Consider the following 19,863-nt stretch of genomic DNA (forward strand, 5'->3'; position numbering starts at 1 on the left):
CCAGGCCAACAATGATGTCGGCTCACACCCCACCCAGCAAATCGTTTTCATTCAAGATCGCAAACGCGATCTCGGGATGTGCGGCCAGGCAGCGGCGCACGGCGGCCGGAATGGCGGCGCGCGTCTTGCGGCACAGGCCGGGCCGCTCCAGCAGGCGGATCTGGAAGCCGCGCACGGTGCGCACTTCGCCGCTGCCCGGTGCAATCTGCAAGTCCACGCCCAGGTTGCTTTTCAGCAGCAGTTGCAGCTTCTGCAACTGTGCATGGGTGGCGATGCCCTCGATGTGCGCCAGCAGGCGCTTTTCTTCCGTCAGGTTCAGGCGCAGGATGGCAAGGTCCGCCTGCGCATCGTCGAGCAGGCGCTCGCGTTCGCAATCGCACAACTGCGGCGGGCACTCCTTGCGGACTTCAAAGTCGACGATACGCATGCTGCTGTTCCAGTGACGTTCCAATGGCGATTCCGGATAAAGCAAGTATCGTCCGCCGCCTGGCGCATGTCAATCAGCGCGGGCTGACGATCAGGCGCCAGAGGAGCGGCCCCTGCCCGCTGCCGCGCTGGTGGTGGTGTTGCGGCGGCATGGCGTGGCCTTCCGTCGAGACGAGGTGGGCGCGTCCCATTCCGGCACACAATCGTGCGCGGCCTTGACCGCGTGTCTTGGCGCGTGTGCCGCCCTGTGTTGTAATGTTGATCATCCCGACTGATTACGCAAGGCCATGAGAACCCGCATCAAGATCTGCTGCATCGCTTCCATCGACGAAGCGCAACTGGCCATTGCCGCCGGCGCCGACGCGCTGGGCCTGGTGGCGGCCATGCCATCCGGCCCCGGCCCGATTCCCGACGCGCGCATCGCGCAGATCGCCGCCTGGACGCCGCCGCCCGTGGCCACGTTTCTGCTGACGTCCGAGACGACGGCGCAAGCCATCGCCGAACACGTGCGCGCCACGCAGCCGTCCACCGTGCAGATCGTCAGCCATATCGACCCCGGCGAAGTGGCGCAGCTGGCGAGCTTGCTTCCGCACGTGCGGCGCGTGCAGGTGATCCACGTGGAAGGGCCGCAGGCGCTGGAGCTGATCCCCGCCTATGCGCCCCATGTGCATGCTTTTTTGCTCGATTCGGGCCGCCCCGGCGCTGCCGTGCCTGAACTGGGCGGCACGGGCCGCACGCATGACTGGAGCATCAGCGCGCGCTTCGTGCGCGCCAGTCCCCGTCCCGTTTTCCTGGCAGGCGGGCTGGACGACACCAACGTAGCCGACGCGCTGCGCCAGGTGCGCCCCTACGGCATCGACCTGTGCTCGCGCGTGCGCACGGATGGCAAGCTCGATGTCATGAAACTGGCCTTGCTGATGGCGGCCGTGCGCGACGTGGATGCGGCGCTGTATGCGGAGGGTTAATCCGCCGCTGCCAGCGCATTCATCTCGCGCACGAACGCCTCCGTAAACGCGGCCACCATGCCGCTGGCGGCGCGCGGCGAGATCAGGCCGACGACGGAATGCGATTCCTCGTCCGGCAGCGCAATAAAACGCACGCCGGGCGGCGCCACCAGGCGCATGCTGTCCGGGACGATGGCGATGCCCATATTGGCTTCGATCAGGTTCAGCTGCGATGTCTTGCGCGACAGGGCGCGCGCCGCCTTGGGGAAAAAGCCCTGCGCCAGGCACAGGCCCGCCACCAGGTAGCTCAGGCCTCCGCGGTCCTTGTGCGGAATCGAGACGAAGGCTTCGTCGCGCAATGCGGCGATGGTCGTGCGTTCCAGCGCGGCCAATGGCGACGTCGCTGACACGGCCACCACCAGCTTTTCTGTAAACAGCTCGCGCACGACGATGTTGGCCTGCTTGCGCAGGGTGGGCAGGCGCACCAGGCCCAGGTCGGCGCGGCCTTCCTCGATGTCGGCGGCCTGGTTTTCCGATGACCCTTTTGATACATCGAGCGAAACGCCGGGAAACTGCGCCAGCAGGCGGTTCAGCACCGCGCCGATGGCGGGCGTGAGGGTGACGGAGCTCGAATGCAGCAGGCGGACGATGCCTTGCGCCCCTTGTCCCACGTGGCGCGTCTGGCGCACGGTTTCGTCGATGTCTTCGAGGATGCGCTTGGCCCGCTCATAAAAGACCTGTCCCGCGGGCGTCAGTTCGATATGGCGCGCGTCGCGCGTGAGCAGCAGGGCCTGTACTTCACCTTCCAGCTCCTTGATTTGCCGGCTCAGGGCCGACTGCGCGATGTACAGCTTTTCCGCCGCGCGCGAGTAGCTGCCCGCATCGACGACTTCGACAAAATAGCGGAACTGTCTGATGGAAATCAATCGTATGCCTTTTCGAGATCGGAGACTGCCTGATTTGATATTAGCCTGGCCCCGGGGTTCGCGTTACAGTGGGCTGGTCTGCTGTCACTGCAAAGGAATGGCCATGCTGGAATTGATCGGGGTACTGGGATTGCTCGTCAGTATTATCGTAAAACTGATTTTCGTCCAGATCGGCGGAGCTGGCAAAGGGAAGGAAGACTAATATGCCAGGGTCGCCACATGCGGCGCCGGCAACGCAAAGGCGTGCAAGCGGCAAGCCGGTGCTACCCCGTTCCACTCCGTCAGTGGCAAGCCCGCACGCTTGAGCGCCGCCTCGCGCGCCGTCCACGCCTGCGCCAGGGTCAACGGGCGCTGGTCGGCGGAGCAGGCGCTCAGTTCACCAGCCACCTGCGGCCCCAGATAGTCGCGCGCCAGCTCAAACCAGTCGGGAATCTCCTGCACCCGCATCACGTCGATGCCGACAGGGCCATGCAGGCCGATGGCGGCCAGCGAGATTCCCTCGTCATGGCTGAACGACAGGCTGGCCGTGCTTCCGGCCAGCAGCAAGCGGGGAGGGGTGCCCGGCGTCGATGCCACCGAAATCGCCCCGATACTGACATCCAGCCAGCGGGCCGCCGCCTCGCGCACGGCGGCGCGGATGCGCCACCGGGCTTCGGCGCGCGGCAGCACGGCGGCGATGCCGATCACCAGCACACCGTCTCTTGAGAAGAGCACCTTATCATCCATCAGCTGCGCAGCGGCGCCGCCGGGCAGCCGGCCCAGTTGCTGCCGGCGGGGATGTGCTCGCCCTTCATCACCAGGGTCAACGGTCCCAGGCGCGCGTTGTCGCCTACCTTGGCGCTGTACAGCACGGAGCTGCGCGGGCCCATGTAGACGCGCTGGCCGATTTCCACATGGTCGATCTTCATCACGCGGTCTTCGAACAAATGCGTTTGCGGGCAGGTCAGCGCGTTCAATTCGCTGTAATCGCCGATGTGCACGCAGTCGAATTCCGTGATGTCGGTCGTATCCATGTAGACGCCGCGGCCGATCTTGCAGCCGAACAGGCGGAAGGCCAGCGGCAGCCACGGCGTGCCGCGCAGGTAGCGCATGAAGTTGGGTACGGCGATGCCTTCGTACAGGTTGGTCACGCCTTCCGAAATCCACACGAACGGCGTCCACATGGGCGCTGCGTGCTTGCGGTAGCGTCCCAGCAGCAGCCACTTGAACAGCACGACCACCAGGAAATTGCCGATGCCGTAGGCCAGGCCGGCAATCGCCAGGTCGCCCACCACTTCGCCCCAGCGTCCCGCCCCCGCGATCGGCATCACGTCCAGCACCAGGGTGTAGCCGACGGCGATCACCACCGCGTGCGGCGCGACGATGCGGAACGCTTCGATCAGGCTGCGGCCCAGGCGGCGCAGCAAGGATGGCTTGAAGGTCAGGTGCTCGGCAAAGCCGCTGACTTGCTCGCGCGCGGGCAAATGCATGGGCGGGGAGCCCAGCCAGGTGTCGCCACTGTGCATCTGCTCATTGCGCGGCGCATGCGTGTGCACGCCGATCAGCACGTGTTCGGGCAGCGTGGTGCCATCCGGGATGTAGCTGCCATTGCCGACGAAGCTGCGGTGCGAGATGACGGTGGGGCGCATGGTCATCCAGCCGCCGTCGATCTGTTCGTCGCCCAGCATGACGGCGTCGGCGATGAAGGTGTCGTCGCCCAGGGTCAGCATGTCGGGCACCACGCCCAGCGCCGTGGAAATCTCGGCGCCCTTGCCCACCTTGGCGCCCAGCAGGCGGTACCAGTATGGCGCGTACACGGTGGCGTAGATGCCGTGCAGCACGTTCAGGCTCGATTCCTGGATATGGCTGACCAGCCACTTGGCGCAATAGATATTGCTGTGCACGGGCGAGCTGCCCGGCTTCAAGCGGGGCAGCGCACCCCAGCGGATGGCGGCCGACAGCAGGGCCGTGAGCACGATCAGCACGGCGCTGGCGGGGAAGGCCAGCAGGAAGTAGCGGGCCAGCTGGGTCGTCACGTCGCGTCCCTGCAGCCACGGCATCATTTCGCGCTCGTCGAACCAGTCGATCAGCACGAAGCTGGGGAAGACGGGCATGAAGAACAGCACGGCGATCAAGACCATGCCGAAGCAGAAGAACACGGTTTCGCCCGTCAGGCGCAGGCGCGAGACGGCGGGGCGCGGCGGCTGGCTGGCAACGTCAAACGCGCCTATGTCGCGCGCGGGGGAACCCGTGTACACGCGTCCGGCGGGTACCGCCGCGCCATCGGCCAGCGCTGACTGGCCCTCCAGGTGGCCGAACGCGCCCACGCTGGTATTGCCTTCCATGATAGCGTAAGAGCTGATGCAGGCATCGTCGTCGATGCGGATCTGGCCCAGCAACAGGCGGCCCCGCTCGACCCTGGCGTTTTCAAAGTTGACGGCATTGCCCACGCTGACGTTGTCGCCGATGGACAGCAGGTCGGGCGCGCGCAGGGTCATCGAACCGATGACGACTTCCTTGCCCACTTTCGCGCCGAGCGCGCGCAGCCACCAGCTATTCAGGGACGAGCCGCTGAGCAGGTAGGCGGGCGCCGATTCGACCAGGCGGTCGGCCAGCCACCAGCGGTAATACGTGACGCCCCACAGCGGATAGCTGCCCGGTTTCAAACGTCCGGCGATCAGCCACTTGCCGGCAATCGCAATGGCAAATTCGGCCAGGGTCGCCAGCAGGAACACGCCGATCGAGGCGGCGATGGCGCGCGGCACGGTATCTCCCGTGTCGCCCGTGAAGAAGTGGTAGGTGAAGAAGGGCGCCATCCACTGCGCCATGCGCAGGGTGACGAGGCCAGGCACGGCTGCCGCCTGCGCGGCGCCGCAGATCCAGCGCTTCAGGGTGGACGGCGGCGTCCACTCCGCCTCCGGCGTGGCCAGCGCGGGCGCCTCGCTCAAGACGGCGGCGATCTTGTCGATCTGCCGGTTCTGGTAAATGTCGCGCACCGTCATGTGGGCGTAGGCCGGATCCGCGCGCAGGGCGGAGGCCAGGCGCGCGGCCAGGAAGGAGTGGCCACCGAGGTCGCTGAAAAAGTCCAGCTGGCGCAAAATCGCCTGGCCCGGGAACAGCTTGGCCAGGGCCGCGAACAGGGCCGCTTCGGCCGGCGTTTCCGGCACGTCCGATTCGCCTGCCTCGCCTGCCGGCGGCGCGGACAATGGCATGGCCTTCAAGTCCTTCCTGTCGATTTTTCCCGAGGTCAGGCGCGGCATCAGCGGCAGCAATTCAAAACGGCCCGGCACCATGTAGGGTGGCAAATGCAGGTTCAGGGCCGCGCGCAGGGTCTTTGCCGCCAGGGCGTCCTCGGACGCCTCCTCGCTGCCGACGATGTAGGCCACCAGTTGGTCGATGCCGTCATCCTTGCGCAGCAACACGGCCACCGTGCCCACGCCCGGCTGCTGCGCCAGCACGGCTTCGATCTCGCCCAGCTCCACGCGGAAGCCGCGAATTTTCACCTGGTCGTCGGCGCGGCCCAGGCACAGCACCTGGCCGTCGGCATCGATGCGCGCCAGGTCGCCCGTGCGGTACAGGCGCGCATCATCGTCGCTGGCCGCCCATGGATTGGGCAGGAATTTTTCCACCGTCAGGTCGGGCCGGCCCAGGTAGCCCTCGGCCAGGCCGGGGCCGATGATGCACAATTCTCCCGTCTCGCCCCTTGGCAGCAGGGCCAGGGGACGGTTTTCTCCCGCTTCGGCCACCTGCAGCACCAGCAAGCCGTAGTTGGGCAGCGGCGTGCCGATGGTCACCGGTTCGCCGGGCCGCAACCGCGCCAGGCTGCACGAGACGGTCGCCTCCGTGGGGCCATAGGTGTTGAACATGGCGCGGCCAGGGCGCGACCAGCGCTCGACCAGGGACTCGGGGCACATCTCGCCGCCCAGGTTGATCAGGCGCAGGCTCGGCACTTCCTCGGCGAACAGGGCCAGCAGGGTCGGCACGGCGTGCAGCACGGTGACCTTGTTTTCGGCCAGCGCGCGCGGCAAGGCTTCAGGGTCGCCCGAGATATCCTTGGGGCCCAGCCACAGGGTGGCGCCCACCAGGTAGGCGATCCAGATTTCCTCGAACGACATGTCGAAGGCGACGGAAAAGCCCTGGTAGACGGTGTCGTCTTGCGTCACTTCCAGCACGGCGTTTTCGCTGCGCAGGAAGTGGCAGATGCTGCGTTGATTGATCAGGATGCCCTTCGGTTTGCCCGTGGAGCCGGAGGTGTAGATCACATAGGCCGGGTGTTCGGGCAGCACGGCGCCGCGCGCGGGCAGCACTTCGCTCGGCGCGGCGGGCGCCAGCAGGCTTTCCGCCGTCCACACGGGACGCTGGACGCCGGCATCAAACAGGCGAGGCGCGAACTGCTGGCAGCTGACGACGCCGGCACCGCTGGCATCATCGAGGCACACTTGCAGGCGCTCGACGGGCGTGTCTTCATCGACGGGCAGCCAGGCGGCGCCCGCCTTGGCGATGGCCGCCTGCATCAGCAGCAGATGGGCGCCGCGTGGCAGCCACAGGCCCACGATGTCGCCCGGCTTGACGCCGGCCGCCACCAGGCGCGACGCCGCCAGGCCCGCCTGCGCATCGAGTTCCGCATACGTGATGCGGCGCGCGCCATCGATCAGGGCGATTTGCTGCGGGCAGCGGCGTGCCGTCGCTTCCAGCAGGTCGGCCAGCACTTCCTCGCGCAGCAGATCCGGTCGCGGCGGGCCGTACAGGATGTCGGCGTGGGTGGAGGGAGTGCCTGGGCTGACTGCGGTGAAATCGTTCATGGATGACGCTTATCTGTAATGCGGAGTGAAGAATCTGATGGGCTGCGCATGGCGCGCGGCACAGTTGATACATTACAGCACGCAAGACATTTCAGCGTTGCAGAACGGGGAATTTTGTAGAGCTTTCAGCAATTATGTGGCGGCAGGATCAACCGCCATGATTACGGAATGTAAATCGCGGAAACATGGCGCCGATTTGCGCCAAGGTATGCGCCGCCGGATAGCCGTGCAGGGGGCGGCCGGACAGCGCCGCGTCCGCGCAGCCTTCGGCGCGGAATTGCTGCAGCACGTAGTTGTCGACGCCTTTCGCGGCCAGGGTGGTGGCCAGGGACAGCAACTGCTCGTCCGGCAGCAGATCCGGGTGGGTGGTGGTGCGGCATTCGTAGGCGACGCCGCTGGCGAGGATGGCGTCCAGGCAGGCGCGCGCCGGGTCGCCGCTGCCGGCCACGCGGGTCACATGACGATAGTCGGCAAACGGCGCCTTGATGTCGAAGCCGACCCAGTCGACCAGGGGCAGCACTTCCTGCAGGCGCTGCGGATAGATGCAGGCCGTGTGCAGGCCGATGCCGAACCCCAGTTCCCTGACGTCCTGCATGGCCCGCCCCAGCGCCGGGTCCATGCACGCTTCGCCGCCGCTGAAGACGACGGCGTCGACCAGGCCTATGCGGCGGCGCAGCCAGGTCAACACGTCGTGCCAGGGCATGGCGCCTTCCGGCGTGCGCGCCTGCAGGTGAGGATTGTGGCAATAGCCGCAACGCCAGGGGCAGCCCTGCACGAACACCACGGCCGCCAGCTTGCCAGGGTAGTCGGTGGCGGAAAAGGGCGTCAGGCCGCCCACTTTCAAATCAGCCGCCATGGCAGGCGGGCTGGCCAACCCGGGCGCTCGCTTCCGTAAAGTACTGGCGCTCGTGGAATTCGCCCTGCTTGCCGATGTTGAACGAGGCGACGGGGCGGTGATAGCCCATCACGCGGGTCCAGATTTCGCAGCGCTGGCGTTCGGTGTCGAGCAGGGTGATGGCGGGAGTGAAGTCGGGACGTGCGTTCATGGCGTTTCCTTGAGTGGGTGAGCGAGATCGGACTGCTTGCGCGCGATCAGTTCCGCGTCGCAGGTGGGACAGAATTCATGTTTGCCGGCCAGGTAGCCGTGGCGCGGGCAGATGGAAAACGTGGGCGTGACCGTGATGTAGGGCAGCGAGAAGCGGCTCAGGGCGCGTTTCACCAGCTCGCGGCAGGCATTCGCGTCCGACAGCGCTTCCGTCATGTACAGGTGCAGCACCGTGCCGCCCGTGTACTTGCGCTGCAGCGCGTCCTGCAATTCCAGCGCCTCGAACGGGTCGTCCGTATGGCCGACGGGCAGCTGCGACGAATTCGTGTAGTACGGGTTGTCGACCGTGCCCGCCTGCAGGATGGCGGGGAAGCGCTTGCGGTCTTCGCGGGCGAAGCGGTAGGTCGTGCCTTCGGCCGGCGTCGCTTCCAGGTTGTACATATGGCCCGTCTCTTCCTGGAATTGCACCATGCGGGCGCGCACGTGGTCGAGCAGGCGCACGGCCAGCGCATGGCCCTCGGGACTCGTGATGTCATGGGCGTCGCCGCTGAAATTGCGGATCATTTCGTTGATGCCGTTCACGCCCAGGGTGGAGAAGTGGTTGCGCAGTGTGCCAAGGTAGCGCTTCGTGTACGGGAACAGGCCTTGCTGCATCAGTTCCTCGATGGTGCGGCGCTTGATTTCCAGGCTGGTCTTGCCCAGTTCCAGCAGGCGGTCCAGGTCCGCCATCAGGGCTGGCTCGTCGCCGCGCCATCGGTGGCCCAGGCGCGCGCAGTTGATCGTCACCACGCCCAGGGAACCCGTCTGCTCGGCGGAACCGAACAGGCCGTTGCCCCGTTTCAGCAGTTCGCGCAAGTCCAGCTGCAAGCGGCAGCACATGGAGCGGATCATGTTCGGCTTGAGTTCCGAATTGATGAAGTTCTGGAAGTAGGGCAGGCCGTAGCGGGCCGTCATCTCGAACAGGCGTTCGGCGTTTTCGCTATGCCAGTCGAAATCCTCGGTGATGTTATAGGTGGGGATGGGGAAGGTGAAGACTCTGCCCTTGGCATCGCCCGCCATCATGATCTCGATGTAGGCGCGGTTGATCATGTCCATCTCCACCTGCAGCTCGCCATAGCTGAAATCCATCTCCTGGCCGGCGATGACGGGAATCTGCTCGCGCAGGTCGTCCGGGCAGGCCCAGTCGAAGGTGAGGTTGGTGAACGGCGTCTGCGTGCCCCAGCGCGATGGCACGTTGAGGTTGAAGATCAGCTCCTGCATGTACTGGCGCACGTCTTCGTAGCGCAGGCTGTCCTTGCGGATGTAGGGTGCCATGTAGGTGTCGAAGGAGCTGAACGCCTGCGCGCCGGCCCACTCGTTTTGCAGGGTGCCGAGAAAATTGACGATCTGGCCGATGGCGCTCGACATGTGCTTGGGCGGACCTGATTCGATCTTGCCCGGCACGCCATTCAAGCCTTCGTGCAGCAGGGTGCGCAGCGACCAGCCGGCGCAATAGCCGGCCAGCATGTCGAGGTCGTGGATGTGCAGCGCCGCTTCGCGGTGCGCCGCGCCCACTTCCGGCGGATAGACCTGGTCCAGCCAGTAGTTGGCGATGACCTTGCCCGACACGTTGAGTATCAGGCCGCCCAGCGAGTAGCCCTGGTTGGCGTTGGCGTTGACACGCCAGTCGCGCCGCTCCAGGTATTCATTGATGGACGCGGCGACATCGACTTGGCCGCGTGTGGGGGAAACTGCATTTGTCGTCATGAAACCTCCAATAAACACAACATGCGGTGTTTTTATGGAGATTAATCACTAAATATAGTGGCGTCAAAGGGCGCGTGCTGTTGCGTGACGAATCCTTGATGCAGGTGAAAAAAGCGCCCCCGTTTACTTTTTCGCGCGGCCCTGGCGCAGGATGAAGCAGCTCAGGCCAAAGTACGCGGCGGCGCAGACGGCGATGCTGATGACGGAGGCGGGCAGCACGTGCGCCCAGATTTCCAGCGGCGAGAAGGTGCTCCAGCTGGCGACGCGGATATCGAAGGTGACGTAGTTCGCCAGCAGCCAGTAGACGGCCAGCAGGCCCGTGCTGATGGCGGTCTGGCGCGGCACCGGCATGGCGCGGCGCGCGAAGACGGCTTGCAGGAACAGCAGCAGCACGCCCGGATACGCGCCCAGTATCTCGGGCGACAGGATGGAGAGCTTTTCTTCGACATAGCCGTCGGCGGGCGCGGCCCACTGCACTTGCAGCACGGTGAGGAACAGGGTGAGCAGGAAGATCAGCAGCGGTTTGCGGGGCATGGCGGGCAGTCGAAGAGGGAGAAAAGTGGGGCATTTTACAGCCAGGTCAAGCAAGTTGAACGCGCGCCAGCCATGCATGCATTCCTTCACCTGCGTCAAGGACTGGGCAGCATGGGCGGGGCTATAGTCTGCACCCTGAGCCGATACAGGACTGTGAATATCATGATGCTTGAATCAACCACCGCCACCCGCGTGGCCGGACCGCTGGAACTGGTCTGCCCCGCCGGCAGCCTGCCCGCCTTGAAAGCAGCCGTCGACAATGGCGCCGACACCGTTTACCTGGGCTTTCGCGACGCCACCAATGCGCGCAATTTCGCCGGCCTCAATTTCGACGAGAAGGCCATCGCCGAGGGCGTGCGCTACGCCCACCAATATGGGCGCAAGGTGCTGCTGGCGCTGAATACCTATCCGCAGCCGCACAACTGGGCCGTGTGGCGCAGCGCCATCGACCGCGCCGCGCAGGCCGGCATCGACGCCATGATCGTGGCCGATCCGGGCCTGATGGCCTACGCAAGTGAGCATCACCCGCAGCTGCGCCTGCACCTGTCCGTGCAGGGCTCGGCCACCAACTACGAGGCCATCAATTTTTACCATGAGCACTTCGGCATCGCCCGCGCCGTGCTGCCGCGCGTGCTGTCGATGGCGCAGGTGGAGCAACTGATCGCCAAGACGGAAGTCGAGATCGAGGTCTTCGGCTTCGGCTCCCTGTGCGTGATGGTCGAAGGGCGCTGCGCGCTGTCGTCGTATGCGACGGGCGAGGCGCCGAATACCCATGGCGTGTGCTCGCCGGCGAAATCCGTGCGTTGGCTGGAAACGCCGAACGGCCTCGAATCGCGCCTGAACGGCGTGCTGATCGACCGCTATGCGCCCGGCGAAAACGCCAGCTATCCCACCCTGTGCAAGGGCCGTTTCGAAGTCAATGACGAAGAGTATTACGCCATCGAGGAGCCGGCCAGCCTGAATACCCTGGCGCTGCTGCCGCAACTGATCGCCATGGGCGTGCGGGCCGTGAAGATCGAAGGACGCCAGCGCAGCCCCGCCTACGTGGCGCAGGTGACGCGCGTGTGGCGCGAGGCGATCGACGCCTGCCGCGAAGGTAATGCGCGCTACGCCGTCAAGCCGGGCTGGATGGCGGCCATGGACAAGCTGGCCGAAGGCCAGCAGCACACATTAGGTGCTTACCACAGATCTTGGAAATAGAGGATGAACATGCTGAAGCTTTCACTGGGCCCCTTGCTGTACTACTGGCCGCGCGCCACCGTCTTCGAGTTTTACCAGCAGATCGCCGGCACCGCCGTCGATATCGTGTATCTGGGCGAAACCGTCTGCTCGCGCCGGCACGAGGTGCGTCTGGCCGACTGGCTCGATATCGCCGACATGCTGGCCGCCGCCGGCAAGGAAGTGGTGCTGTCGACGCAGGCGCTGATCGAGGCGGGCGCCGAACTGGCGACCCTGCGCCGCATCACGGGCAATGGCCGCTACGGCGTCGAGGCCAACGACATGGGCGCCGTGCACTGCATGGAAAAGGGTACGCCCTTCGTCGCCGGCCCCCATTTGAACCTGTTCAATGGCCCCAGCCTGCAATTGCTGGCGCGCCTGGGTGCGCGGCGCTGGGTGATGCCGCTGGAAATGGGGCAGACGGCGCTGGCCGAGATGCAGCGCCAGAAGCCGGAAGGGCTGGAGACGGAAGTCTTCGCCTACGGTCGCATGCCGCTGGCGTTTTCCGCGCGCTGCTTCACGGCGCGCAACCGCAACCTGCCGAAGGACGATTGCGGCTACAGCTGCCTGGAAGAGCCGGACGGCCTGCTGCTGCGCACGCGCGACGAAGTGCCATTCCTGGTACTGAATGGCACGCAGACGCAGTCGGCGCTGGTCTACAACCTGGTGCGAGAACTCGACGCCATGCGCGACATGGGTGTGGCGGTGGCGCGCATCAGCCCGCAAGCCATGCATACGGAACAAGTCATCGCCATCTTCGACCGCGCCCGCCGCGGGCAGGTCAGCGGCATCGGCGCCCAGGCCCAGCTGGCGGCCTGCCAGCCGGCAGGCGCCTGCGACGGCTACTGGCACGGCCAGCCCGGCATGGAACAGCACGCCGCACATTGAACGCATCGAAAGGAAGCACCATGCAAGATCAACTGGAAAGATTGCCGATCCCGGCCAAGCCTCCCATGAGCAAGCCCGGCGTGTCGTACCGCTTGCCGGAACCGCTGGCCGAATTGCTGTCCAAGCTGCCCCCGTATCCCGCCTCCTGGCTGTTCGTGCAAGGCTTGAACCGACTGCTGGCGCCGCAATTGCCCGACGACGTGCGGCGCAGCCTGGAAGGGCGCAGCCTGCGTTTGCGGCTGCTGGACGCGGGCATCGCCTTCGATTTCGAGTGGCAGGGCACGGTGTTCGTGGCCGAGCGCTATGTCGACGTGCCGGACCTGTGCATCGCGGCGAGCGTGCATGATTTGATGCTGCTGGCGCGGCGCCACGAAGATCCGGACACCCTGTTCTTCAGCCGCCGTTTGAGCCTGGAGGGCGACACGGAACTGGGCTTGCTGTTCAAGAATACGCTCGACGCCATCGAGTTGCCGCCGTTCGACCTGCAGGCGCTGGGACCGCGCCGCGTGCTGGCGCATCTGCGCGACCGGGGCGCGCGCGAAGGCTGAGCTGGAAAAGGGAGGGCAGGCGCTCAGTGGCGCTCAGTGGCGCTCAGTGGCGTTCAGTGGCGGCAGTGGCCGCAAGCGCCGCTGCACGATGCCAGCTGTTCTTCATCCGTCGCTTCGCCCATGAAGCCGGCGTCGTTGACGGCGGCCAGCAGGCGTTCCTGCGTGGCCAGACGTTCGTCGAACTGCACCGTGGCGCCATGCCGCGCCAGCGAGACGCACACGGTGCTCACGCCCGTTACGGCTTCGAGCGCGCCCGTCAGCCTGTCGGCGCAGCCTTCGTGATCCATCCCGATAATATTCAAGCGCGCTGTCTGCATGTGTTCCTCTTGTTTTTCAAATAAAAAAACAGCGTAGGCGAGGGGCGCGCATGCCGTCCAGAGCAGCACGCAAGATTTATTTCCTATTTGCGGTTTTGTTGATCTGGATTAACTCCAGCCTCTCTGCTGCAGTCTGAAACTGCTGTTGTTTTGTACACAGTTGCCGTATTCCAGTCGACAAGCGTGCTCTGCTGCGAGATACTGTCATTCTGATAAGAACGCTATGAATGCGCTGGAAAGGAGGGGCCATGCTGCGCCGCCCCCTGCTCAAGCTTGCCGCCCTGTGGCCGTTGGGCGCGGCCATCGGCGCGGTGCCGCCGCTGCCGCTCGTGTATCCGCGCCATCAGGCGCTCGACGATCCGCAGCAAGGCTATGTGACGGCCTTGCTGCAGCAGGCGCTGGCCCGTTCGGGCCAGGCCTATGTCTTGCGCCGCTCCGCACTGCGCATGGTGCAGACGCGCGCGATGCAGGAAATCGCCATGGCATCGGGCAGCGTCGATGTCGTCTGGGCGATGACGAGCCGCGCGCGCGAAACGCAATTGTTGCCAGTGCGCATCCCCATCGACCGCGGCCTCATCGGCTGGAGAGTGGCATTGATCCAGGCGCGCCGGCCGCAACTGCTGCGCGGCGTGCGCAGCATTGCCGCCCTGGCGCGACTGTCTGCCGGGCAGATGCGCGACTGGCCCGACTCCGCCATCCTACAGGCGAATGGCTTGCGCCTCGATACGTCGAGCACCTATGAAGGCCTGTTCCAGCAACTGGCGGCGGGGCGCATCGATTACTTTCCCCGTTCCGTGATCGAGGCGCAAAGCGAGCTGGCCAGCCACGCGCAATTGCCGCTGGCGCTGGACACTCACCTGGTCATCCGCTACCCGGCCGCGCTGTACTTTTTTGTCGGCAAGCACCGGCCGGAACTGGCGCGCCACATTGAAACGGGACTGGAAACCATGCTTGCCGACGGCAGTTTCGCGCAACTGTTCCAGCGCCATTTTGGCCGCCTCGCGCAGGGCCTGAATCTGTCCCGGCGCCACGTGCTGGAGCTGGCCAATCCCGACTTGCCGGAAGAGACACCGCTGGCGCGCAAGGCACTTTGGTATCGTCCAAAACATTACTAATGGTTTTGTTGATCGATGTCAAACAAGTGCTTCAATCGTGCGCAGGATGTTTGATGAAAAGCAAAGCAAGTTCAACAGAACACCTGTTGACACTTGTAAAATTTTCACCGAACATAATTCCTCGTAACAACATTTCTCCGGCGCAAGCGTTTATCGCAAGTGCCGTGCAGGATCCGTGCGCCCGTTCAACAGCCAGCTGCCGTCAGCCGCCGAACGCTCTGTTCTCTTGTAACCATCCGTTATCTTTTCGAAGGTTTGTCCATGCTCGATTCGATCACGTCCATATTGCACCAGGTGCCGGAACTGGCCCTGTTCCTGGCGCTGGGGCTGGGCTACGCGGTAGGGCAGATACGCTTCGGCCCGATCCAGCTGGGCGGCGTGTGCGGCACCCTGATCGCCGCGCTGCTGATCGGTCAGTTGGGCATCACCCTGGACGCCAGCGTCAAGAATGTCTTTTTCATGCTGTTCATCTTTGCCCTCGGCTATGCGGGCGGTCCCCAGTTCTTTGCCAACCTCAACGCCAAGGGCTTGCGCCTTGGCCTGCTGTGCCTGATCGAAGTGGTGGTGGTGCTGGCGCTGGTGCTGCTGGCCACGCGTTTCCTGGGCCTGGACCAGGGTACGGCGGCCGGCATGATGGCGGGCGCGGCCACGGAATCGGCCGTCGTCGGCACGGCCACGGACGCCATCTCGAAACTGGCGCTGCCGGCCGCTCGCATCGCCGAGCTGCAGGCCAACGTGGTCACCGCGTATTCCATCACCTATATCTTCGGTCTGATCGCCATCGTCATCGTCACCAGCCAGATATTTCCGCTGTTGTTGCGCGTCAACCTGCGCGAGGAAGCCGATAAATTGTGGGAAAAGATGGGCGGCGCGCAGACCGATGGCGACGGCGTACAGGCGACGCCGGAAATGGTGGGCCGCGCCTACCGCATCAGCCGTGGCGCGGGACGCCGTCTCGATGCCTTGCAGCATATTTTTGCGGGCCGCGCCAGCATCACGCGCGTGCGCCGGCACGGCAAGGTATTGCCTTTGGAACCGGAACTGCGCTTGCGCAACAACGACGAAGTGCTGGTGATAGGCCACCGTCCCGCGCTGGTGGCGGCCGAAGCCATCCTGGGTGAGGAATTTGCCGACACGACGGGCTTGAACATGGCTGTCTCGGCCGTCGAAGTGGTCCTGCAGCAAGCATCGCTGGTGGGCCAGCCCTTGCGCCAGCTGGCCTTGCCGTCCGGCGTGCACGTGGCGGCCGTCGTTCGTGGCGAACACAGCATGCCGCCGCTGCCTGATCTTTCCTTGCAGCGCGACGACGTGCTGCGCCTGTATGGCACGACGGAAGGCCGTGAGCTGAACACGGCGCTGGCCGCCATCGGCAAGCGCGTGCCCACGGGCGACCGCAGCAATATCGTCTACGCCAGCATCGGCATCGTGCTGGGCGTGTATATCGGCGGCTTCAGTGCCAAGCTGGGCGGCATCCCGTTTTCGCTGGGCACGGGCGGCGGCGCCTTGCTGACGGGCCTTGTGTTCGGCTGGTACCAGGCGCGCAAGCCGGGCATGCAAGGCATCCCGCCCAGCGCGCTCGACATGATGAAGGATATCGGCCTGGCCACCTTCATCGCCTGCGTGGGCCTGGCCTCGGGGCCGCAGGCGATCGACCTGATCCGCCAGTACGGGCTGTCGTTGCCGCTGATGGGCGTATTGATCGCCGTCATCCCCGCCTCGCTGTCGCTGCTGGTGGGGCACTTTTTCCTCAAGCTGGAAGCGCCCGTGCTGCTGGGCGCCATCGCCGGCCAGCAGTGCAGTACGCCGGCTTTGTCCGCCGTGCAGAACGCGGCCGGCAATTCCACGCCCTTGCTGGGCTACACGATTACGTATGCCATCTCGAACGTGGTGCTGCCCCTGCTGGGGCCGCTCATCGTGGCCCTGGCCGGCTCCGTCCACGCATGAGCAGCCGGCAAGGGCACACGCAGTAAAGAATTCCTTCAACACGAAAGGCGGTCCGCATGGAATGGTTGCATGAGTTATTCAAGAAGTCGCCCGAAATTGCCTTGTTTCTCTCCCTGGCAGTGGGTTACTACATCGGCAAGATCAAGTTCGGCTCGTTCCAGCTGGGCGGGGTAGCCGGTTCACTGCTGGTGGCGGTACTCGTCAGCCAGGTGGGCGTCGCCATCGATCCCGGCGTCAAGTCGGTGCTGTTTGCCCTGTTCATCTACGCCGTCGGCTATGAAAGCGGGCCGCAATTCTTCAATTCGCTGGGGCGCCAGTCCGTGCGTGAAATCATCCTGGCCGTCGTGCTGGCCGTGACGGCGCTGCTGACGGTGGTCATCCTGGCCAAGGTGTTTGGCCTGGACAAGGGCCTGGCAGCGGGCGTGGCGGCGGGCGGCTTGACGCAGTCGGCCATCATCGGCACGGCCGGCGACGCGATCACCAAGCTGGGCCTGGCGGCCGACGAAGTGGCGCGCCTGCAGGGCAACGTTGCCGTCGGCTATGCCGTGACCTACGTGTTCGGCTCGTTTGGCGCCATTATTGTCTGCGTCAACATCTTGCCAAAGCTCATGGGCCGCACCATCCGCGAAGATGCGATCAAGGCGGAAACGGCGCTGCAGGCGGGTGTGCAAGTGCTGGGGCCGGGCCAGACGCCGGCCGCGCCTGACTTGATCGGCCGCATCTACGACGTGGGCCCCGGTGCCGACCGCTCCGTGGCGGACATCGAAAGCGCCAATCCGAACACGGCCATCACCATCGAGCGCGTGAAACGCAATGGCCAGATCATCGACGTCAGCCCGGATCTGGTGCTGGCGGCCGACGATATTGTGCTGCTGGTGGGTCGCCGCGAAGCCATGCTCAGCGTCTCTTCCCAGCTGGGCAAGGAATTGCTGGCCGTCGAAGGCATGGAACTGGTGATGCAGCGCCGCGACATGGTGCTGACCAACAAGGCTTACCACAACAAGACCGTGGGCGAGATCCGCAGCGCCACGGCGCCGGGCGTGCGCCACGGCATCTTTGTCGTGCAGCTGAGCCGCATGGGCAAGATCCTCCCCATGCAGGCGGAAACTGTCGTGCAGACGGGCGACGTGGTGACCATCTATGGTGCCGAGCAGGACGTCAAGCGCGTGGCCGCCGAAGTGGGTTACATGATCGTGCCGAGCGCCAAGACGGACTTCGTTTACATGGGCGCCGGCCTCGTCGTCGGCCTGCTGGTAGGCTTGCTGGTGGCGCGCATCGGTTCGATTCCGCTGACCCTGGGCAGCGGTGGCGGCGTGCTGCTGTCGGGCCTGGTATTCGGCTGGTTCCGCGCCAAGCGCCAGACGTTTGGCTACATGCCCAGCGGCGCCGTGCAAATCCTGAAAGACCTGGGCCTGGCCGGCTTCGTTGCCGTCGTCGGCCTCACGTCCGGCTTGCAAGCCGTGCAAACCGTGCGCGAACACGGCCTGACCCTGTTTGGCGTGGGGGTGGTGGTGACCATCCTGCCGATGATCTTGACCATGCTGATCGGCCGCTACATCTTGCGTTATGACAACGTGGCCGTATTCGCGGGCGCCTTGTCCGGCTCGCGCAGCGCCAATCCCGCGTTCGGCGAAGTGCTGAATGCGGCGCAAAACTCGATTCCCACCGTACCGTTTGCCATCACGTATGCCTTGGCCAACGTTTTCCTGACCCTGCTGGGGCCGCTGATTGTGGCCTTCGTCTGAGTCTGCATGTATGTGCAAGAACCCTGAACATTGTCAGTCTATAAGGAGTAGCAAAAATGGATTTCAGTAACCCAAGCAAACTCGCCCTGTTGAGCCCATTTGAATTGAAGGATGCGCTGATCCAGACGGCCAAGCAAAGCAACCGCCTGATGCTCAATGCGGGCCGCGGCAACCCGAATTTCCTGGCGACTACGCCACGCCATGGCTTCTTCCAGTTCGGCCAGTTCGCCATGACGGAAGCGGAGCGTTCCTATGTGTACATGGACGACGTGGGCGGTTTCCCCACGCGCGACGGCATCGAGGCGCGCTTCGAAATCTTCGTGCGCCAGCATGCTGAGACGCCGGGCGTGCACTTCATCGAGGCAGCCGTGTCGTATGTACGCGACCAGCTGGGCTTGAGCGCTGGCGACTTCATCTATGAGATGTGCGAAGCCATCCTCGGCTGCAACTATCCCGTGCCGGACCGCATGCTGCGCCTGTCCGAGAAAATCGTCGGCCAGTATATCCACCGCGAAATGATCGGCGACCATCCATTCGTCGGCAACTTCGACATGTACGCCGTCGAAGGGGGCACGGCGGCCATGACGTATCTGTTTGCCAGCCTGAAATCGAACCACATCATCCAGGAAGGCGACACGATCGCCCTGGGCATGCCGATCTTCACGCCCTACATCGAAATTCCCCAGCTGAACGATTACAAGCTGAATACCGTGCATATCGATGCGCCGCAATCGAACAACTGGCAATTCACCAAGAAGGAGCTAGACAAGCTGCTCGATCCGAAGGTGAAGGCTTTCTTCCTCGTCAATCCGAGCAATCCGCCATCCGTCAAGATCGATGACGAAACGCTGGAATACATCGCCAAGATCATCAAGAAGCGCCCGGACTTGATCATCCTTACCGATGACGTGTACGGTACCTTTGCCGATAATTTCGTCTCGCTGTTCGCCATTTGCCCGTTCAACACCATCCTCGTGTATTCGTTTTCGAAATACTTCGGCGCGACGGGCTGGCGCATGGGCGTGGTGGCCACGCATGAAAACAATGTGCTTGACGCCAAGATTGCCAAGTTGCCGGAAACCATCAAGAAGCAGCTCGATGCCCGCTATCACTCCATCACGACGGAGCCGCGCGAGCTGAAATTCATCGACCGCCTGGTGGCTGACAGCCGCACGGTGGCGCTGAACCACACTGCCGGCCTGTCCACGCCCGTGCAGGCGCAGATGACCTTGTTCTCCCTGTTCTCGCTGATGGATGAAGAGCAAAAGTACAAGCAGTCGATGAAACGCATCGTGCTGCGCCGCAAGGAAGCGCTGTACCGCGAACTGGGCTTGCCGATGGTGCACGACGCCAATTCCGTGCGCTACTACCACCTGCTGGACATGGAGTCGCTGGCCGCGCAGATGCATGGCGTGGAGTTTTCGCAGTGGCTGCTGAAAAAGCTCAAACCGAACGAAGCCCTGTTCCGCCTGGCCGAGGAAACGGGCGTCATCCTGTTGCCGGGCCGTGGCTTCGGCACCACGCATCCGTCCGGCCGCGTGTCGCTGGCCAACCTGAACGAATACGACTACGCCAACATCGGCCGCGCCATCCGCAACATGGCGTCCGAGTTCTTTGCCGTATTTGAAAAGGAAAAGGAGAAGGGCGGCAAGAAGGCGAAGAAGTAATTCGCCGGGTAACTGCTTG

Annotated in this window: 17 protein-coding genes; 8 read left to right on the top strand and 9 right to left on the bottom strand. The window is 64.4% G+C overall.

The window, feature by feature from the left end:
• Positions 1-22 precede the first annotated feature (22 nt).
• Positions 23-427 carry a hypothetical protein gene (locus tag LSO07_RS11500; RefSeq protein WP_151094249.1) on the bottom strand — a complete coding sequence of 135 codons (405 nt, stop codon included), beginning with the start codon at positions 425-427 and terminating at the stop codon, positions 23-25.
• A 286-nt stretch (positions 428-713) separates the two neighbouring features.
• Here LSO07_RS11500 and LSO07_RS11505 point away from each other — a divergent pair, with 286 nt between their 5' ends.
• Positions 714-1,391, top strand: coding sequence for a phosphoribosylanthranilate isomerase (locus LSO07_RS11505; RefSeq protein ID WP_151094251.1), 678 nt, complete (start codon positions 714-716; stop codon positions 1,389-1,391).
• Here LSO07_RS11505 and LSO07_RS11510 read toward each other — a convergent pair.
• The 7 genes from LSO07_RS11510 to LSO07_RS11535 form a co-directional block, all read right to left on the bottom strand.
• Positions 1,388-2,296 (bottom strand): LysR family transcriptional regulator, encoded by a 909-nt coding sequence (locus LSO07_RS11510; RefSeq protein ID WP_151094253.1) that lies wholly within the window; start codon positions 2,294-2,296, stop codon positions 1,388-1,390. The genes LSO07_RS11505 and LSO07_RS11510 overlap by 4 nt on opposite strands.
• 198 nt (positions 2,297-2,494) lie before the next feature.
• Positions 2,495-3,010, bottom strand: coding sequence for a 4'-phosphopantetheinyl transferase family protein (locus LSO07_RS11515; RefSeq protein WP_191909650.1), 516 nt, complete (start codon positions 3,008-3,010; stop codon positions 2,495-2,497).
• Between the two features lie 11 nt (positions 3,011-3,021).
• Positions 3,022-7,077, bottom strand: coding sequence for a Pls/PosA family non-ribosomal peptide synthetase (locus tag LSO07_RS11520; protein WP_151094257.1), 4,056 nt, complete (start codon positions 7,075-7,077; stop codon positions 3,022-3,024).
• A 148-nt stretch (positions 7,078-7,225) separates the two neighbouring features.
• The gene (locus tag LSO07_RS11525) at positions 7,226-7,933 is read right to left on the bottom strand and encodes an anaerobic ribonucleoside-triphosphate reductase activating protein (RefSeq protein ID WP_151094259.1); all 708 of its coding nucleotides are present in this window, start codon (positions 7,931-7,933) and stop codon (positions 7,226-7,228) included.
• A complete protein-coding gene (gene nrdD / locus LSO07_RS28355) occupies positions 7,923-8,123 on the bottom strand; it encodes an anaerobic ribonucleoside-triphosphate reductase (RefSeq protein WP_092712624.1) in 201 nt (66 codons plus the stop codon). The genes LSO07_RS11525 and nrdD overlap by 11 nt, the downstream gene beginning before the upstream one ends.
• A complete protein-coding gene (locus LSO07_RS11530; protein ID WP_151094261.1) occupies positions 8,120-9,868 on the bottom strand; it encodes a ribonucleoside triphosphate reductase in 1,749 nt (582 codons plus the stop codon). The genes nrdD and LSO07_RS11530 overlap by 4 nt, the downstream gene beginning before the upstream one ends.
• 123 nt (positions 9,869-9,991) lie before the next feature.
• Complete coding sequence (locus tag LSO07_RS11535; protein WP_151094263.1) at positions 9,992-10,402, bottom strand: hypothetical protein; 411 nt, start codon at positions 10,400-10,402, stop codon at positions 9,992-9,994.
• Between the two features lie 162 nt (positions 10,403-10,564).
• Here LSO07_RS11535 and ubiU point away from each other — a divergent pair, with 162 nt between their 5' ends.
• Genes ubiU through ubiT form a run of 3 tightly spaced genes read left to right on the top strand, consistent with a single transcriptional unit; the run spans position 10,565 to position 13,056 of the window.
• Positions 10,565-11,602 carry a ubiquinone anaerobic biosynthesis protein UbiU gene (gene ubiU, locus LSO07_RS11540; RefSeq protein ID WP_412101868.1) on the top strand — a complete coding sequence of 346 codons (1,038 nt, stop codon included), beginning with the start codon at positions 10,565-10,567 and terminating at the stop codon, positions 11,600-11,602.
• Positions 11,603-11,611: 9 nt separating this feature from the next.
• On the top strand, positions 11,612-12,508 hold the full coding sequence (gene ubiV, locus LSO07_RS11545; RefSeq protein ID WP_099388543.1) for a ubiquinone anaerobic biosynthesis protein UbiV: 897 nt from the start codon (positions 11,612-11,614) through the stop codon (positions 12,506-12,508).
• A 20-nt stretch (positions 12,509-12,528) separates the two neighbouring features.
• On the top strand, positions 12,529-13,056 hold the full coding sequence (ubiT, locus tag LSO07_RS11550; RefSeq protein WP_081345836.1) for a ubiquinone anaerobic biosynthesis accessory factor UbiT: 528 nt from the start codon (positions 12,529-12,531) through the stop codon (positions 13,054-13,056).
• Positions 13,057-13,109: 53 nt separating this feature from the next.
• Here ubiT and LSO07_RS11555 read toward each other — a convergent pair whose 3' ends face one another.
• Positions 13,110-13,373 (bottom strand): heavy-metal-associated domain-containing protein, encoded by a 264-nt coding sequence (locus LSO07_RS11555; RefSeq protein WP_070259219.1) that lies wholly within the window; start codon positions 13,371-13,373, stop codon positions 13,110-13,112.
• 248 nt (positions 13,374-13,621) lie between these two features.
• Here LSO07_RS11555 and LSO07_RS11560 point away from each other — a divergent pair, with 248 nt between their 5' ends.
• From LSO07_RS11560 to LSO07_RS11575, 4 genes are all read left to right on the top strand, one after another.
• Positions 13,622-14,488: a substrate-binding periplasmic protein gene (locus LSO07_RS11560; protein ID WP_151094265.1), complete on the top strand. Its 867-nt coding sequence runs from the start codon at positions 13,622-13,624 to the stop codon at positions 14,486-14,488.
• 261 nt (positions 14,489-14,749) lie between these two features.
• Positions 14,750-16,432 carry an aspartate-alanine antiporter gene (gene aspT, locus LSO07_RS11565; protein ID WP_151094267.1) on the top strand — a complete coding sequence of 561 codons (1,683 nt, stop codon included), beginning with the start codon at positions 14,750-14,752 and terminating at the stop codon, positions 16,430-16,432.
• Positions 16,433-16,488: 56 nt separating this feature from the next.
• Complete coding sequence (gene aspT, locus LSO07_RS11570) at positions 16,489-18,177, top strand: aspartate-alanine antiporter (RefSeq protein ID WP_151094269.1); 1,689 nt, start codon at positions 16,489-16,491, stop codon at positions 18,175-18,177.
• Positions 18,178-18,233: 56 nt separating this feature from the next.
• Positions 18,234-19,844, top strand: coding sequence for a bifunctional aspartate transaminase/aspartate 4-decarboxylase (locus LSO07_RS11575; protein ID WP_151094271.1), 1,611 nt, complete (start codon positions 18,234-18,236; stop codon positions 19,842-19,844).
• Positions 19,845-19,863: the final 19 nt, after the last annotated feature.

The sequence above is a fragment of the Janthinobacterium sp. PLB04 genome, assembly GCF_021165895.1.
Taxonomy (GTDB): Bacteria; Pseudomonadota; Gammaproteobacteria; order Burkholderiales; family Burkholderiaceae_D; genus Janthinobacterium; species Janthinobacterium lividum.